General features: G+C 66.5%; 13 protein-coding genes. 6 read left to right on the top strand and 7 right to left on the bottom strand.

The features are described from left to right. Positions 1-45 precede the first annotated feature (45 nt). The 3 genes from VH567_RS12990 to VH567_RS12980 all read left to right on the top strand — a co-directional run bounded on the left by VH567_RS12990 (position 46) and on the right by VH567_RS12980 (position 5,133). Positions 46-2,469, top strand: a complete 2,424-nt coding sequence (locus VH567_RS12990) for a ligase-associated DNA damage response DEXH box helicase (RefSeq protein WP_423326685.1) — start codon at positions 46-48, stop codon at positions 2,467-2,469. Between the two features lie 382 nt (positions 2,470-2,851). Next, complete coding sequence (locus VH567_RS12985; protein WP_423326684.1) at positions 2,852-3,661, top strand: aspartyl protease family protein; 810 nt, start codon at positions 2,852-2,854, stop codon at positions 3,659-3,661. Positions 3,662-3,735: 74 nt separating this feature from the next. Next, entirely contained in the window at positions 3,736-5,133 is a 1,398-nt protein-coding gene (locus VH567_RS12980; RefSeq protein ID WP_423326683.1) for a M20/M25/M40 family metallo-hydrolase, read from the top strand. A gap of 159 nt (positions 5,134-5,292) precedes the next feature. Here VH567_RS12980 and VH567_RS12975 read toward each other — a convergent pair whose 3' ends face one another. Beyond that, positions 5,293-7,209: a potassium transporter Kup gene (locus VH567_RS12975; RefSeq protein ID WP_423326795.1), complete on the bottom strand. Its 1,917-nt coding sequence runs from the start codon at positions 7,207-7,209 to the stop codon at positions 5,293-5,295. Between the two features lie 224 nt (positions 7,210-7,433). Here VH567_RS12975 and pdeM point away from each other — a divergent pair, with 224 nt between their 5' ends. Continuing rightward, the gene (pdeM, locus tag VH567_RS12970) at positions 7,434-8,096 is read left to right on the top strand and encodes a ligase-associated DNA damage response endonuclease PdeM (protein ID WP_423326682.1); all 663 of its coding nucleotides are present in this window, start codon (positions 7,434-7,436) and stop codon (positions 8,094-8,096) included. Positions 8,097-8,261: 165 nt separating this feature from the next. On the opposite strand, the gene msrA is transcribed toward pdeM, so the two are convergent. From msrA to pabB, 4 genes are all read right to left on the bottom strand, one after another. After that, entirely contained in the window at positions 8,262-8,921 is a 660-nt protein-coding gene (gene msrA, locus VH567_RS12965; protein ID WP_423326681.1) for a peptide-methionine (S)-S-oxide reductase MsrA, read from the bottom strand. 85 nt (positions 8,922-9,006) lie between these two features. Beyond that, complete coding sequence (locus VH567_RS12960) at positions 9,007-9,204, bottom strand: hypothetical protein (RefSeq protein ID WP_423326680.1); 198 nt, start codon at positions 9,202-9,204, stop codon at positions 9,007-9,009. A gap of 150 nt (positions 9,205-9,354) precedes the next feature. Further along, a complete protein-coding gene (locus tag VH567_RS12955; protein WP_423326679.1) occupies positions 9,355-10,554 on the bottom strand; it encodes a pyridoxal phosphate-dependent aminotransferase in 1,200 nt (399 codons plus the stop codon). Between the two features lie 51 nt (positions 10,555-10,605). Then, positions 10,606-12,366: an aminodeoxychorismate synthase component I gene (pabB, locus tag VH567_RS12950; protein WP_423326794.1), complete on the bottom strand. Its 1,761-nt coding sequence runs from the start codon at positions 12,364-12,366 to the stop codon at positions 10,606-10,608. Between the two features lie 80 nt (positions 12,367-12,446). Between pabB and VH567_RS12945 the strand changes: the two genes are divergently transcribed. Then, positions 12,447-13,106, top strand: coding sequence for an MBL fold metallo-hydrolase (locus tag VH567_RS12945; RefSeq protein ID WP_423326678.1), 660 nt, complete (start codon positions 12,447-12,449; stop codon positions 13,104-13,106). Between the two features lie 262 nt (positions 13,107-13,368). On the opposite strand, the gene VH567_RS12940 is transcribed toward VH567_RS12945, so the two are convergent. Beyond that, complete coding sequence (locus VH567_RS12940) at positions 13,369-14,991, bottom strand: M28 family metallopeptidase (RefSeq protein WP_423326677.1); 1,623 nt, start codon at positions 14,989-14,991, stop codon at positions 13,369-13,371. Beyond that, positions 14,988-15,431, bottom strand: coding sequence for an MAPEG family protein (locus VH567_RS12935; protein WP_423326676.1), 444 nt, complete (start codon positions 15,429-15,431; stop codon positions 14,988-14,990). The genes VH567_RS12940 and VH567_RS12935 overlap by 4 nt, the downstream gene beginning before the upstream one ends. A 205-nt stretch (positions 15,432-15,636) precedes the next feature. Between VH567_RS12935 and rpmF the strand changes: the two genes are divergently transcribed. After that, complete coding sequence (gene rpmF, locus VH567_RS12930) at positions 15,637-15,816, top strand: 50S ribosomal protein L32 (protein WP_056054400.1); 180 nt, start codon at positions 15,637-15,639, stop codon at positions 15,814-15,816. Positions 15,817-15,855 lie beyond the last annotated feature (39 nt).

Below are 15,855 nucleotides of genomic sequence, written 5' to 3'. Positions count from 1 at the left end.
CACGCGGTCCATAGCGGTGCGGCGCGACGCCCCCATATGGCGATGATGCGTGAACAGGCCGTGAGCGACCTCCCCTCCCCCTTGGAAAACTGGTTTGCCACACGCGGTTGGCGGCCGCGGCGGCATCAGCTGGAGATGCTGGCGGAAGGCCGCGCGGGGCATCATGCCCTGCTGGTCGCGGCGACCGGCGCGGGAAAGACGCTCGCCGGGTTCCTGCCGACGCTCGCCGAACTGATCGAGGCGCCGACGACTGGGCTCCACACGCTCTACGTCTCGCCGTTGAAGGCGCTCGCGGTCGACGTGCAGCGCAATTTGCTGACGCCGATCGACGAGATGGGCGTCGATATCCGCGTCGAGACACGCACCGGCGACACGCCCTCCGACCGGAAGGCGCGGCAGCGGATCAAGCCGCCGCAGATTCTGCTGACGACGCCCGAATCATTGTCGCTGCTGCTCAGCTATCCCGACAGCATCACGATGTTCGAAAACCTCCGCACGATCGTCGTCGACGAGGTGCACGCGTTCGCGACCGGCAAGCGTGGCGACCTGCTCTCGCTCTGCATGGCGCGGCTCCAGACGATTTCGCCGGGGATGCGCCGCGTCGCGCTGTCGGCGACGGTCGCGGACGCCGACGGCTATCGCGCATGGCTCGCCCCCGACGGCGATATCGACCAGGTCGCGATGGTCCGCGGCGAGCCCGGCGCGGATCCCAACATCGCGATCCTGCTGCCCGAAGGCCGCGTCCCGTGGTCGGGACACTCGGGCCGCTATGCCGCCGCGCAGGTGATGGCGGAGATCGAGGCGCACGAAACCTCGATCGTGTTCTGCAACACGCGCAGCCTCGCCGAGCTGATCTTCCAGGATCTGTGGAAGGTGAATGCGGGAAATCTGCCGATCGGCGTCCACCACGGCAGCCTGGCCAAGGAAGCGCGACGGAAAGTCGAGAACGCGATGGCCGAGGGGAAGCTGCGTGCGCTGGTCGCGACGTCGAGCCTCGACCTCGGCGTCGACTGGGGCAATGTCGATTGCGTGATCCAGATGGGCGCGCCGAAGGGGTCGTCGCGGCTGTTGCAGCGGATCGGTCGCGCCAATCACCGGCTCGACGAATCGTCTCAAGCGATCGTCGTGCCGGGCAACCGGTTCGAGTATCTCGAGGCACGCGCGGCGCTCGACGCGGTCGAGGCGGGCGAACTCGATGCGGACGTTTTCCGCGTCGGTGCGCTCGACGTGCTGGCGCAGCATGTGATGGCGTGCGCATGCGCGGCGCCGTTTCGCGAGGCGGATCTGCTCGACGAGATTCGCTCGGCGCTCCCGTATTCCGCGCTGCCGACCGAGACGTTCGAGCGCGTGCTGCACTTCATCAGCGACGGCGGCTATTCACTGAAGGCGTACGATCGGTTCAAGCGGCTGACCAAGGACGCGGACGGGACGTGGCGGGTCAGCCACCCGAAGTTCATCGGCCAGCACCGGCTGAACGCGGGGATCATCGTCGAGGCGACGATGCTCAACGTGCGGTTCGGCAATGGCCGCGTGCTGGGGCGGGTCGAGGAGGCGTTCGCGGCGCAGTTGAGCCACGGCGACACGTTCTTCTTCGCGGGGTTGAGCCTCGAGGTGATGAAGATCGATCTCGAGGATCTGGTGGTGCGCGCGACGTCGAAGCCTGCGCGGATCCCGACGTACGGGGGCAGCCGGATGCCGCTGTCGACCAACCTCGCCGACCGCGTCCGCGGGTTCCTCGCGCATCCCGGCGACTGGGCGCGCTTTCCCGACGACGTGCGCGAATGGCTGGAGATGCAGGCCTATCGATCGGTGATGCCCGAGCCGGGGCAATTGCTGGTCGAGACGTTCCCGCGCGAAGGGCGGCATTACATGGTTGCGTACAGTTTCGAAGGATGGAACGCGCACCAGTCGCTCGGCATGCTGATCACGCGGCGGATGGAGACGCAGGGGCTAAAACCGCTCGGCTTCGTCGCGAATGATTATGCGCTGGCGGTGTATGGGCTGGAGAAGATTACGGACCCCGCCGCGCTGTTCTCGGCGGATATTCTCGAACACGAGTTCGTCGAGTGGGTGCAGCAATCGCATCTGTTGAAGCGCGCCTTCCGCGAGGTCGCGGTGATCGGCGGGCTGGTCGAGCGCCAGCATCCGGGCAAGCGCAAGACCGGCAAGCAGGTGACGTTCTCGACCGACCTGATCTACGACGTGCTGCGCAAGTACGAGCCGACGCATCTGTTGCTGGAAGCGGCGTGGGCGGATGCGCGCGCGCGGATGACGGATGTGGGGCGGCTGGCGTCTTTGCTCGACCGCGCGGCGGCGACGATGGTGCATGTCGACCTGGAGCGGGTGACGCCGCTGGCGGTACCCGTGCTGACGCTGATCGGGCGCGAGAAGGTGGCGACGAACAGTTCGGACGACGCGCTGCTGATCGAAGCGGAGGCGATGATCGCCGACGCGATGCGGCCGGATTGAGGGCGAACGCCGCCGCGTCCTGCCACCACGCCCCCCCCAAAATCTGCCACCCCGGCGAAGGCCGGGGCCCAGTTGGGGGACGTTGCTAACGAAGGGCGGCGTGCCGTTATTGCCACCTTTCCAACTGGGCCCCGGCCTCCGCCGGGGTGGTGCCGTTTGTAGCGAAGTCCGTCCCTAACAACGACCGTTGCGTATACGCAAAATCAGGCGCAGCATTTGCAGCATGCACAGGTGGCTAGCCCCTCTATTGCTAGGCATCGCCGCCCAGGCCAGCGCCCAGGACGCAGCGCTCCCGCGACCAAATGCTGCACCCCCTCCGAGTGCAGCATCCGCAGCAGAACCAGACCCCGCCACGCTCCTGTTCGGCGACGACGAAACCCGCATGACGGTGCCGGTCACGATCGCCGGCGCCGGGCCATTCCCGTTCATCGTCGATACCGGCGCGCAGCGCACCGTCATCGCGCGCGAACTCGCCGCCACGCTCGGCCTGGCGCCCGGCCGGACCGTGCGCGTCACCGGCATGACCGGATCGGACAGCATCGGCACGGTCATCATCCCCTCGCTCAAAGTCAGCGTGATCGGCAGCAAGGCGATCGAGGCGCCCGCGATCAGCGCGATCAACCTCGGCGCGCGCGGGTTGCTCGGGATCGACATGTTGCAGGATCATGCGGTGGGGATCGACTTCGACACGAAGACGATGACTGTCACCCCTTCGCGCAAACGTCAGATTCGCGAACGCGCCGCCCCCGACGAGATCGTCATCCGCGCGCGCAGCCTGTTCGGGCAGCTCGTCGTCACCGATGCGTACTGCAACGGCATCCGTATTCGCGTGATCCTCGACACCGGCACGTCGGTCAGCATGGCCAATGGCGCGCTGCGCCGGAAGGTGACGCGCAAGGGACTGGGCAGCGCGGGGGCGTCGCAGCCGGTGTCGCTGACCGGAGTCACCGGCGAGACCGTCGTCGCCGACTATACGACGATCGACCGCGTCTCGATCGGCAGCCTGACGCTCGGCGACCTGCCCGTCGCGTTCACCGCGATCGATGCGCCGCCGTTCCGCCAGTTCGGCTTGTCCGAGCGCCCGGCGATGCTGCTCGGGATGGACGTGCTGCAACTGTTCCGCCGCGTCGACATCGACTTCGCCAATCGCGAGGTGCGGCTCACTTTGCCCCGCGGAACACGCCGACGGTGAGAGCCGCGGCGTCGAGGTTGCGTCGGCGCCTGTTCGCTGCAACTCTCCGCGCAGAGACGAACAAGGGGACGACGATGCGCGCGACTGGCTGGCTACTCACGGCGGCGATTCTGACCACACCATTCTCGGCGCAGGCGCAGACGCGGCCCGACCAGAAGGCGTTCCTCGGGCTCTACAAGGAACTGGTCGAGACCAACACGACGCTGTCCGCCGGCAGTTGCACGCAGGCGGCGGCGCAGATCGGCGCGCGACTAAAGACGGCGGGCTATGCCGATGCCGACATCACCTATTTCTCGGTGCCCGAGCATCCCAAGGATGGCGGGCTGGTCGCGGTGCTGAAAGGTTCGGACGCGGCGCTCAAGCCGATGCTGCTGCTCGCGCATCTCGACGTGGTTGAGGCTAAGCGTGAGGATTGGGTGCGCGATCCGTTCAAGCTGATCGAGGAAGGCGGCTATTATTACGCGCGCGGCACCGTCGACGACAAGGCGCAGGCGGCGATCTGGTCCGACGCGATGATCCGCTTCAAGACTGGCGGGTACCAGCCCAAGCGGACGATCAAGCTCGCGCTGACCTGCGGCGAGGAGACGACGTTCGCGTGGAACGGCGCGCAGTATTTGGCGAAGGCGAAGCCCGACCTGATCGCGGCGGAGTTTGCGCTGAACGAGGGTGGCGGCGGGCGGCTCGACGACACTGGCAAGCGCCAGTTGCTGGCGATCCAGGTCGGCGAGAAGGCCGCGCAGAACTACACGTTTCTCGCCACCAACCCGGGCGGGCACAGCTCGCAGCCGACGCCCGAGAACGCGATCTACGAACTCGCCGATGCGGTGAAGGCGGTGCAGGGGTATGAGTTCCCGGTGAAGTTCACCGACACGACCAAGGCGTTCTTCGCGGCAAGCGCGAAGGCGATGCCGGGCGAGATGGGCAGTGCGATCACGCGGTTGCTCGCCAATCCCGAGGACAAGGCGGCGGATGCTATCGTCAGCCGCGACAAGGCGATGCACTCGACCTTGCGGACGACCTGCGTGGCGACGTTGCTGAACGCGGGTCATGCCGAGAACGCGCTGCCGCAGCGCGCGACGGCGAACATCAACTGCCGGATCTTTCCGGGCGAGACGGTGGAGGGCACGCTCGCCAAGCTGAAGGAACTCGCGGGGGCGAAAGTGACGGTGACGGCCAACCAGCCGGTCCGCCCGACCGCGATCCCGCCGACGCTCGATCCGAAGATCATGGGGCCGGTGACGAAGGTTGCGGCGAAGCACTTCCCGGGTATCCCAATCCTGCCGATGATGTCGACCGGGGCGACCGATGGGATCTTCTTCGAGGCGATCGGGATCCCGGTGTACGGCGTGCCGGGCGTGTTCATCGACAAGGATATGGGGGGGATTCACGGGCTCAACGAGCGCATCCGCGTGGCGTCGTTGTACGATGGCCGCGATTACCTCTTCGACCTGGTGAAAGCCTTCGCGGGGTGAATACCACGTCCCTCGCCCCTCTGGGGAGAGGGAGGGAGGAGCTTTAGGCGACGGAAGGGAGAGGGGTAGTTGGGATCCACGTCCCGAGCCTCACTCCCCTCTCCCTTCCCACGGCAAGTGCCGCGGGCCCCTTCCCTCTCCCCGGAGGGGCGAGGGAGATTAGACTGTGACCTGTTCGCCTAGTTCCAGCACCTTGCCGGGCGGGATCTTCAGGAAGTCCGTTGGATCGCTCGCGTTACGCTGGAGGAACATGAAGATCCGGTCCTGCCATGGCGGCATGCCCTTCTCCGCATCGGGCTTCAGCGTGTTGCGGCCGATGAAGAACGAGGTGCGCATAGGGTCCAGCCCAAGCTGCTCGGTCTTGTTCCCGACCCCCAGGTCACGCGGCACGTCGGGGGATTCCATAAAGCCGTAGGTCAGCACGACGATCGAGAAATTATCGTCGACCCGCTCGACCTTTGCCCGCTGCGATTCCTCGACGAACGGCCTGTCCGCAGTGCGAATGCTGACGATCAGGTTGCGCTCGTGCAGCACCTTGTTGTGCTTGAGGTTATGCAGGAGCGCGCCCGGCGTCGCATGCGGGTTCGCGGTGAGGAACACCGCCGTCCCGGACACGCGCTCGGGCGGGCGCTTCTCCAGCGCTGCGGCGAGGTCGCTCAGCGGGATGCTCTGGCGCTTCTCAAACGCGCTGACGATCTTCTTGCCGCGCACCCAGGTGAAGATGATCAGGCCGATTGCGGCGGCGATGACGAGCGGGACCCATCCGCCCTCGATCACGCGGAGGATGTTCGCGCCGAAGAAGATCAGGTCCAGCGTCAGGAAGGGGAGGATCGCCGCTAGTGCCAATGGCCGCGACCAGTTCCAGCGGTGACGGACGACGATGTACGCGAGCAAGGTGGTGACGACCATCGTGCCGGTCACCGCGATGCCGTACGCCGCCGCCATCGCCGACGAGGTCTTGAACTGGATCACCAGCACCAGCACGCCGATCAGCAACAGCCAGTTGATCGCGGGCAAATAGATTTGACCGGCGAACACGGCGGAGGTCTGGCGGATACGCAGGCGCGGGAGCAGGCCGAGTTGGATCGCCTGCTGCGTCAGACTGAACGCGCCGGTGATGACCGCCTGGCTGGCGATCACCGTCGCGAAACCGGCAAGGATGATCAGTGCCGGGCGCAGCGGCTCGGGCGCCATCAGGAAGAACCAGTCCTGATTGACGAACGGAATGCCCTGTCGTGCCGCGTCCTCGAGCTTGGCGAGCGCGAATGCCCCCTGCCCGAGATAGTTGAGCGCGAGTGCCGGGAAGACGAGGAAGAACCAGCCGATGCGAATCGGCAGCTTGCCGAAATGCCCCATGTCCGCGGTCAGCGCTTCCGCGCCGGTGACGGTAAGGAACACCGCCCCGAGCACGAACAGGCCGGTGACGCCGTGGGTGGCGAGGAACGAGATGCCGTAGGTCGGCAGGAAGACGCGGACGATCGAAGGCTCGTCGGCGATATGCCAGATGCCCAGCGCACCGATCGACACGAACCACAGGATGCAGACCGGGCCGAACAGCTTCGACACCTGCGCGGTGCCCCGCGCCTGGATCATAAACAGCGCGATCAGGATGGCGATCGTCAGCGCGCGTACGGTGCCTTCGTCGAAGATGTGCGCCGCGCTCGGGATCGTCCGCAGGCCCTCCATCGCGGAGAGCACCGACAACGCCGGCGTGATGATCGCATCACCGTAGAACAGCGACGCCCCTGCCGCGCCGAGCACGATCGCGATCTTCGAGCGCATGCCGAGCGCGCGGCGGGCGAGCGCGGCCAGCGCCAGAACGCCACCCTCGCCCTGGTTGTCCGCGCGCATCAGGAAGATGACGTATTTGACCGTGACGACCAGGAACAGCGACCAGAGCGCAAGGCTCAGCACGCCCAGGATCTCGGTCGGATCGATGCCGCCCGCGGACGTCTGGCCGAGCGCCTCGCGGAACGCATAGAGCGGGCTGGTGCCGATATCGCCGAACACCACGCCGATCGCGCCGACGGTCAGCGCGGCCAGCGCCGGATGTGGATGCAGATGCGCCGCCGACAGATCGGCCGGCGCACACGCCTGCGCCGCCTGACCCGCCGACGTATCGGCGGTCGGTTCGGTCACGACGGCGGTTTGTGGTGTTCCGGCTACGGACGTCATGGCGCGAAGAGCGCTCCTCCTGATGGGACGGCGCGCTTTACGCCGATTGGGGGCATGCGCAAGCCCCACCCAGTTCGCGACGATGGCGGGTTGATTCGGTGCGGCCGGGGCGGCATGGCAGACGGATGGTTCCCTTTTCGTTCGGCGGACATGCGCTTCTGGCGCTGCCTCAAGGCGCGCTGTTCTGGCCGGAGCGGCGCGCGCTGCTGGTCGCCGACCTGCATTTCGAGAAGGCAAGCTGGTTCGCGAAAAGCGGCCAGATGCTGCCGCCCTATGATTCGATCGCGACGCTGGCGGACCTGAGTGCACTGGTCGCCGCGACAGGTGCGGGCGAGGTTTGGTGTCTCGGCGACAGCTTCCACGACAGCGACGGGTGCGAGCGACTGCCTCAGCGCGCGCAGGACATGCTGCGGGCGATGACAGATGCCACGCGCTGGACGTGGATCACGGGCAATCACGATCCGGCGATCCTCGATCGGTGCGGTGGCGAGGTGGTGGACGAGGTGGTCGTCGACGGGCTGGTGCTGCGGCACGAGGCCGACCGGGCGGAGACGCGACCGGAACTGTCGGGGCATTTCCATCCGAAGCTGCGGCTGCGCGTGCGGGGGAAGTCGGTCGCGCGGCGCTGTTTCGTGGCGACCGCGACTAAGTTGATCTTGCCGGCGTTCGGGTCGCTGACCGGGGGGCTGAATGTCGACCATCCGGAGATCGTTCGGGCGGTGGGGGTTGGGGCCGAGGCGATGGTGCCGGTGGCGGACCGGATGCTGCGATTTCCGGTCGCGGCTTAAACGTCCGTTAGTCGTTTCGGACGGAGCCGCCGCGCGTGCCAAAACACCACAGCATGCCCTTCTTGTTCCCCCGCGAAGGCGGGGGCCCAGTCTGGACCCCCGCCTTCGCGGGGGAACAAGCTACTTTGGCCCCGCTAGCTCGCCAGGGTCGCGCTTAGGGAGTCCTCAGTTCGAGATCGTCGGAAACGCCGCGCGGAACGCCGCCAGTTTCGGCTTGTCCCACATCACGATGTACGGATGCGTCGGGTTTCGGTCGAAGAAGTTCTGGTGATACGCCTCGGCCGGATAGAACGCCCCCGTCTCCAGCTTCGTCACGATCGGTCCGGAGAACGCACGCGTGGCACCGAGTTGCGCGATATAGGCTCGCGCAACCTGCGCCTGCACCGGCGACTGCGGGAAGATCGCCGAGCGATAGCTGGTACCGCTGTCCGGACCCTGCCGGTTCAGGCTGGTCGGATCATGCGCGATCGAGAAATACACGCGGAGCAGCGTGCCATAGCTTACGACACGCGGATCGTACGCGATCTTGATGGCTTCCGCATGCCGAGTCGTTTCGGCCGAAACCTGGTCGTAGGTCGCGGTGTCTTTGGTCCCGCCCGCGTAACCGGCAGTGACCGACTTCACGCCCTTCACATGCTCGAACACCGCTTCCATCGTCCAGAAACAGCCGCCGGCCAGCACCGCAGTCTGGAAACCGGGCGCGGCGGGAACGTCTGTTTTCACGGCTGGAATGACGACCGCCCGGGCGCCTTGCGCGGCGCCGGAGGAGAGGATCGCACCGGCAATACCGGCAGCGGCGAGCGTGGCGATCAGCGGCTTTTTCATGTGGAGATACATGGGGTTGCCGCGATCGTTCGCCAAGATGTCCGTAAGATCAGCGGGTGGCGTAATATTAGCGGGTGGCGCAAGATTAGCGGGTGGCGGAAACGCTGTGCTCGAAATGGCTGGCAAAGGTCTGGCGCGCTTCAGCCGGCTGCAATGCGAGCAAGCCGATGGCGCCGAGGACGAAACCGCCGCTGAACTGCCAGAAGAAACTCGACTTTACGATGCTGCGCATGATGCGATCCCAATGAAACCAAATGATGACGCCGACCGGATTGGTCTGCATCAGCTACGTACCGGCATGTCGTAGAGATGCCGGACAACCACAATGTCGTTTTTAGAAACTCTCGATTAACGCGGCGTGGCCAATCGGTTCATCTCCCGGCAGGGTTGCCGGAAGATGTCGCCGCGTGTCTCGATTGTTGCTCGCCGAAGGTTACTTCAGCGCGGCGCACGCCGTCTGGATGCGCGTGCACGCCTCGCGGAGGAGCGCGTCCGAGGTCGCATAGCTGATCCGGAACGCCGGCGAGAGGCCGAACGCCGCGCCCTGCACGACGGCCACCTTGGCGTCGTCGAGCAGATAGCCGACCATCGCCTCGTCGGTATCGATCAGGCGGCCGTTCGGCGTCGTCTTGCCGATCAGGTCGGCGAACGACGGGTAGACGTAGAACGCACCCTCGGGGGTCGGGCAATGCATGCCGTCGATCTCGTTGAGCATCGCCACGACCAGATCGCGACGCCCCTGGAACGCGGTGTTGCGCTCGGCGAGGAACGACTGGTCGCCGTTCAACGCAGCCACCGCCGCCGCCTGCGCGATCGAGCACGGGTTCGAGGTCGACTGCGACTGGAGCTTGGCCATCGCCTTGATCAGCCACGCCGCGCCGCCCGCATAGCCGATCCGCCAGCCGGTCATCGCATACGCCTTGGAACAGCCGTTGACGGTCAGCGTGCGCTCGAACAGCTCGGGGCAGGCCTCGGCGATCGTCGCGAACTTGAAGCCGTCATAGACGATGTGCTCGTACATATCGTCGGCGAAAATCCAGACGTGCGGGTGCTTCGCCAGCACCGCGCCGAGCGCCTTCAGTTCGTCGATCGTGTAGCCGGCCCCAGTCGGGTTCGACGGCGAGTTGAGGATCACCCACTTGGTCTTGGGCGTGATCGCCGCGTCGAGCGCGGCGGGATCGAGCTTGTAGCCGACCTTCGGGCCCGCCTTGACGATCACCGGCACGCCGCCCGCGAACTGCACGACGTCGGGATAGCTCACCCAGTACGGCGCGGGGATGACGACCTCGTCGCCCGGATCGATCGTCGCGACCATCGCGTTGAACAGGGTGTGCTTGCCGCCGACGTTCACGCTGATCTGGTCGGTGGTGTAGGTCAGGCCGTTGTCGCGCGCGAACTTGGCGACGATCGCCTGCTTCAGCTCGATCGTGCCGTCGACATTGGTGTACTTGGTCTTGCCGTCGCGGATCGCCTGGATCGCGGCTTCCTTCACAAAGTCCGGCGTGTCGAAATCGGGTTCGCCCGCACCGAGGCCAATCACGTCGACGCCTGCGCGCTTCAGTTCGAGGACGCGCGAAGTGATCGCGAGCGTCGGCGAAGGGCTGATGCGACCGAGCGCGGCGGATGCGTGCATGATGGAACCTTTGCGGTTGTCCGCAGTTTCGGGCCGCGGAATTCGCGCGGGCTATACGCCCCGCGTTACTGAATTCGCAACCGCAACAATCGCCGGAACGAGCCCGCGGACCGCATTTCCGACGAAGAATCCGCTGGCGAGGTCCGCGCGGGTGAGCGGCGCCTCGGTCGCGCGGCCCGATTCGAGCAGCTCGGCGCGGAGGATGCCGGGGAGCAGGCCGTTCCGTAGCGGCGGCGTCACGAGACCCGCTCCTCGCGGTACGAACAGATTCGAGAAACTGCCTTCGGTGAGAAAGCCGTCGGCATCTTCGAACACGACCTCGAACGTGCCGGCGGCCTTGCGGGCGTCGTCGTAGAAGCCGCGTGCGCTCGTCTTGTGGCGGAGGCGGAAGTCGGTCGGCGCTACCGGCAGGGGGACGATCGCGACGGTTGCCTGCGCAGGCGATTGCGGAAGCGGGGCCGCCTCGATCGCGACGGCGCCGGTCGGGCTGAGCAGCAGGCGGATGCGGCGGGGCCCGCGCAACCGGAAGGTCGCTGCCTGGAGTTCGTTGCGCGCGGCGTGGCGGTCGAAGGTGAAGCCGAGTGCATCGGCGCTGGCCTTCATCCGCGCGAGATGGGCTTCGAGGCGGAGCAGCCCGTCGTCGGGATCGAACGCCATCGTCTCGATCAGGTCGAAGGGGCGCTGGCCCGCGGTGACGAATGCGCCCTTGGCATGGCATTCCGCCCATTCCGCGTCCGCGTCGCTGTCGGCGACGATGCCCGAGCCGAGACTCATCATCGCCGCGCCGTCCTGAATCGCCAAGGTGCGGATCGCGACGTTGAAGATCGCGTCGCCGTTTGGATCGAAGCGGCCGATCGCGCCGGTGTAGATGCTGCGGACGCGTGCGTGCTCGACCTCGGCGATGACCTCCATCGCACGCTGTTTGGGGGCGCCGGTGATCGATCCGCAGGGGAACAACGCGGTCAGGACATCGATCGCATCGCACTCGGGTTTCAGCGTGGCGGTGACGGTCGAGGTCATTTGGTGGACGGTGGGGTAGGTCTCGACGGTGAACAGGTCGGGGACCGCGACCTGGCGCGCGACACGCGACAGGTCGTTGCGCATCAGGTCGACGATCATCAGGTTTTCGGCACGCTGCTTCGGGTCCGACGCGAGGGCCTCGGCGAGCGCGCGGTCGGCGTCGGGCGTGTCGCCTCGCGGTGCGGTGCCCTTCATCGGGCGGCAGGTGAGCGTGTCGCCGTCGAGTGCGAAGAAGAGTTCGGGCGACAGCGACAGGAAGCGCGTCTCGCCGGTGTCGATCAGCGCGCCGTAGCCGGCCTTCGCCTGGCGCCGGAACCGGGCGTAGAGCGCGAGCGGGTCGCCGACGAACGGCACGGTGGCGGCGAAGGTCAGGTTCGCCTGGTAGATGTCGCCCGCCGCGATAAGGTCGAGCACGCGCGAGAGGCTGGCGTCGTAGGTGTCGCGGTCGATCAGCGGTCGGGGTGTGCCAGTCCATGCGCCTGCGGGATCGGGGAGCAGTGCAGCGACGTCCCGCGTCGGTATCGTTTCATAGTCTGCGAACAGGCCGAACCATAGCAGCGGGCCTTCGGTGCGGACGTCGAGAGGCTTCGACGCGAGCGCGGTGCCGGCTTCGTAGGTGAGGTAGCCGGCGGCGTGGAGCCCTTCGGCGCGGGCGTCTCGGAGCGCTTCGAGTGTGGGGCCAACCTCGGCGAGCGTATCGGCGCGGACGATCCGGACCGGGTCGCGGTACAATCGTGCAGGAGCGCCCCCCTCGCGGGCGTCATCGAGCAAAACGAAGGGCGCAGTCCACATCGCCGCGACTGTTGCACGGGGCACGGGGCAAACCGCAAGCGGCGATTGCTCCAACCGACGCGCTATCCTATTTCGAGGCAATGACAAATCCTCCCCTCCGCGCTGCAATCGTGCCCGTCACGCCGATCCAGCAGAACTGCACGATCATCTGGTGCACGACGACGATGAAGGCGGCCGTGATCGATCCGGGCGGCGACCTGCCGCGGATCATGGCCGCGGTCGAACAGGCGGGGGTGACGGTCGAGAAGATCCTGCTGACGCATGGGCATATCGATCATGCGGGTGGTGCGAAGCGGCTGTCGAACGATCTCGGCGTGCCGATCGAGGGGCCGCATGAGGCGGACCGCTTCTGGTTGCAGCGGCTCGACCAGGATGGGCCGAAATACGGGATTTCAGGGGTCAATTTCGAGCCGGACCGGTGGCTGGTCGAGGGCGACACGGTGTCGGTCGGGGATCTGGTGCTCGATGTGTACGAGACGCCGGGGCATACCGAGGGCCATGTGATCTTCCACCACGCACCGTCGAAGTTCGCGCAGGTGGGAGATGTGTTGTTCCAGGGGTCGGTCGGGCGATCGGATATGCCTGGGGGGAATCATCAGACGCTGGTGAAGTCGATCGTCGAGAAGCTTTGGCCGCTGGGGAGCGATACGAGCTTTATCCCGGGGCATGGGCCGGCGAGCACGTTTGCGCATGAGCGGGCGACGAATATGTTTGTGAGCGATCGGGCTTTGGCGGAATAGCGTCTGCCCCCGCCGTTCCCCCGCGAACCTTCCTGTTCCCTCGCGAACGCGGGGGTCCAGGATACCAAGCGGCAGCGGCTGTAACCCTGGGCTCCCGCCTTCGCGGGAGAACAAGAAGAAGCGCGACCTGCCGATCACTCCACCCCGGCGGAGGCCGGGGCCCAATTGGGGGACATAGATTGGGTAGGTAGCGCTCCGTTACTGCAACCTTTCCAATTGGGCCCCGGCCTTCGCCGGGGTGGTGTTAAGCTGGGTGGTCGACCTACTTCCGCTCCCCAGCGCTTTCACCGCGCACCGACTTGAACTCGGACCCATCGCGCCATTCCGGCCACAAGCGCGTGTTCGCTAGCTTCGTCCCGATCGTCTGGAACAGACCGACATCCTGCGCCGCACCGCGCAGATCCCAGTCCGCGCCCCACGCGTCGCAGGTCTGGTGGTAGCATTTCATATAGCCATCGAGCCAAGCCTGCCCCGCAGTCCGGCCGCCCTTGACCAGATCGGGTGCGCCACTGATCGCCATCAGCAGCAGCGTCGGCACGCCGCGCCGCGCGACCGAGAAATGGTCGGCGCGGTAGAACAGCCCGCGTTCGGGGAGCGCTTCGGGCGTCACGACGCGGCCTTGCGCCTTTGCGGCATCGCCCAGCATGTCCTCGAGACTGTTCTGGCCCGCGCCGACCAGCATGACGTCCTTCGCCGGCCCTGCGGTCTGGAGAATGTCGAGCGTCAGGTTGGCGACCGTCTTCGCCGCCGGATAGACCGGGTTCACCGCATAGGTCTCCGAGCCGAGCAGCCCCCGCTCCTCGCCACTCCACAGCGCGAAGACGAGGCTGCGATCGGTCCGCGGCGCCTTGGCAAACCCACGCGCCAGTTCGAGCACGCCCGCCACGCCGAGCCCGTCGTCGTTCGCGCCGGGGCGGATCGTGCGGCCCTGCGCGTCGGGCGCGCCGATGCCGTACGCGTCCCAGTGCGCGCCGAACATCACGACCTCGTCCGCGTGCTTGGTGCCCGGCAGTTTCGCCAGCACGTTCTGACTGACGGCGGTGTCGTGCTTCACCGGCAGCTCGGTGGTGAACGCCTGCTTGAGCGCGACCGGACGGAAGTCGCTCCGCCGCGCCGCCTTGCGCAGAGTCGCCAGGTCGAGGCCCGAACTTGCGAACAGGCGATTCGCCGCGCTGCCTTCGAGCCAGCCCTGAAGCATCACCCGCGACTCGGGGTCCTTCCGCACGATGTCGTAATTCTCGCCCGCCGGCGCCGTCACCGTGCTCCAGCCATAACCCGCACCAGGCGTGTCGTGGACGATCAGCGCGCCGACCGCGCCACGTCGCGCGGCCTCTTCGTATTTGTACGTCCAGCGGCCATAATAGGTCATTCGGCGGTCGCCGAACTTACCCTTCGAATCGTCGCCCGCCACCGCCTCGAAATCGGGATCGTTGACCAGGAAGACGGCGACCTTGCCCTTCAGGTCGAGCCCCTTGAAGTCGTCCCAGCCGCGCTCGGGCGCACTGACGCCGTAGCCGACGAACACCATCGATGCGCCGGCGATCGCGACGCGGTCGACCCCGCGGACCGTGCTGAGATAGACGTCGCGGCCCTGCACCAGCGCGGTGTCGCCGGCGCGGACGGTGCCGGAGCCCATCCGGGTGTGGACGAGCGGGACGGGCTGCGTCCAGCTGCCGTTCGGGCCGCCGGGTTGCGCCTTCATCGCCTTGAACTGCGCGATTAGCCACGCGATCGTCTTGGTCTCGCCAGGCGTACCGGGCGCACGCCCCTCGAACGCGTCGGAGGCGAGCGTCTTCACGTCGGCCGACAGGCGCTCCGGGGAGACCTGCGCGGCAGCAGGCGATGCGGCCAGCAGCGCAGCGACAGCAAGAATACGAGCGCTCATGCCTGCGACCCCGACGGTACGACCTGGAAGGTCTTGGCGGCCGGCACGCTGTTCGCCTGATACGCGATCGTCAGCGCCCAGCCGGCCAGCAACGCCATTAGCGCCCAGGTCGCCAGCGCGCCCCCTGCCCGCGGTGCGCTCGACGTCGTCCGGTCCATCCCGAATGCGTGCGCGATCCGAGCGATCACGAACACCGCGCCAGCGATCCACAGCCAAAACGTCGATCCGCCCGCCAGCTCGATCAGCCCGATCAGGATCAGGATGAACGGCGCGTATTCGGTGAAGTTCGCGTGCGCGCGCATCCGCGCCTGCAGCCGCTGGTTGCCGTCGTCGCCGATCAGCACGCTCTCCTTCAGCCGCATCGGCACGATTCGGAATGCGAGCCATAGATTGACGACGGCCGCCGCAGCGGCGATCGTCAGCGTTACGGGTAATATCACGGCGTTGCCCCTCGTTGAATGTCGGATCCGGTCCTGCCACCGCGGGCCAATGCTTGCAACGCGGGGTGAAATCGCTATAGCGCCACGCTTCGCGAGCGTCAGGCCGCATGGGTTGCTTCAGGCGGCCGGCATTCATGTCGGTTGCCTGCGTCCCGTGTCCGGACGTACTCGGAGCCCCGACCTTTAGATTGAACAAGGTGCCGAAATGGCCGTCCCCAAAAGAAAAACCTCGCCCTCCAAGCGCGGCATGCGCCGTGGCCACGACTCGCTCACGATCGCGTCGTTCCAGGAATGCCCGAACTGTGGCGAACTGAAGCGTCCGCACAACCTGTGCGGTTCGTGCGGTCACTATAACGGTCGTGAAATCCTCTCGATCGAGGGCTGAGGCTTCCATCCGGAACCTCTAACTTGAACGAAGGATAAG

Source organism: Sphingomonas sp. 4RDLI-65, from assembly GCF_049472435.1.
Taxonomy (GTDB): domain Bacteria; phylum Pseudomonadota; class Alphaproteobacteria; order Sphingomonadales; family Sphingomonadaceae; genus Sphingomonas.
Note: the sequence above shows the minus strand (reverse complement) of the source record. Positions and strands in the feature narration are given on the sequence as shown.

Bases quoted from the DNA above. Each gene is read 5' to 3' on its own strand.
- VH567_RS12990 (WP_423326685.1), top strand. From the start codon at position 46: ATGCGTGAACAGGCCGTGAGCGACCTCCCCTCCCCCTTGGAAAACTGG.
- VH567_RS12985 (WP_423326684.1), top strand. From the start codon at position 2,852: ATGACGGTGCCGGTCACGATCGCCGGCGCCGGGCCATTCCCGTTCATC.
- VH567_RS12980 (WP_423326683.1), top strand. From the start codon at position 3,736: ATGCGCGCGACTGGCTGGCTACTCACGGCGGCGATTCTGACCACACCA.
- pdeM (WP_423326682.1), top strand. From the start codon at position 7,434: ATGGTTCCCTTTTCGTTCGGCGGACATGCGCTTCTGGCGCTGCCTCAA.
- msrA (WP_423326681.1), bottom strand. From the start codon at position 8,921: ATGAAAAAGCCGCTGATCGCCACGCTCGCCGCTGCCGGTATTGCCGGT.
- VH567_RS12960 (WP_423326680.1), bottom strand. From the start codon at position 9,204: ATGCAGACCAATCCGGTCGGCGTCATCATTTGGTTTCATTGGGATCGC.
- VH567_RS12955 (WP_423326679.1), bottom strand. From the start codon at position 10,554: ATGCACGCATCCGCCGCGCTCGGTCGCATCAGCCCTTCGCCGACGCTC.
- pabB (WP_423326794.1), bottom strand. From the start codon at position 12,366: ATGTGGACTGCGCCCTTCGTTTTGCTCGATGACGCCCGCGAGGGGGGC.
- VH567_RS12945 (WP_423326678.1), top strand. From the start codon at position 12,447: ATGACAAATCCTCCCCTCCGCGCTGCAATCGTGCCCGTCACGCCGATC.
- VH567_RS12940 (WP_423326677.1), bottom strand. From the start codon at position 14,991: ATGAGCGCTCGTATTCTTGCTGTCGCTGCGCTGCTGGCCGCATCGCCT.
- rpmF (WP_056054400.1), top strand. From the start codon at position 15,637: ATGGCCGTCCCCAAAAGAAAAACCTCGCCCTCCAAGCGCGGCATGCGC.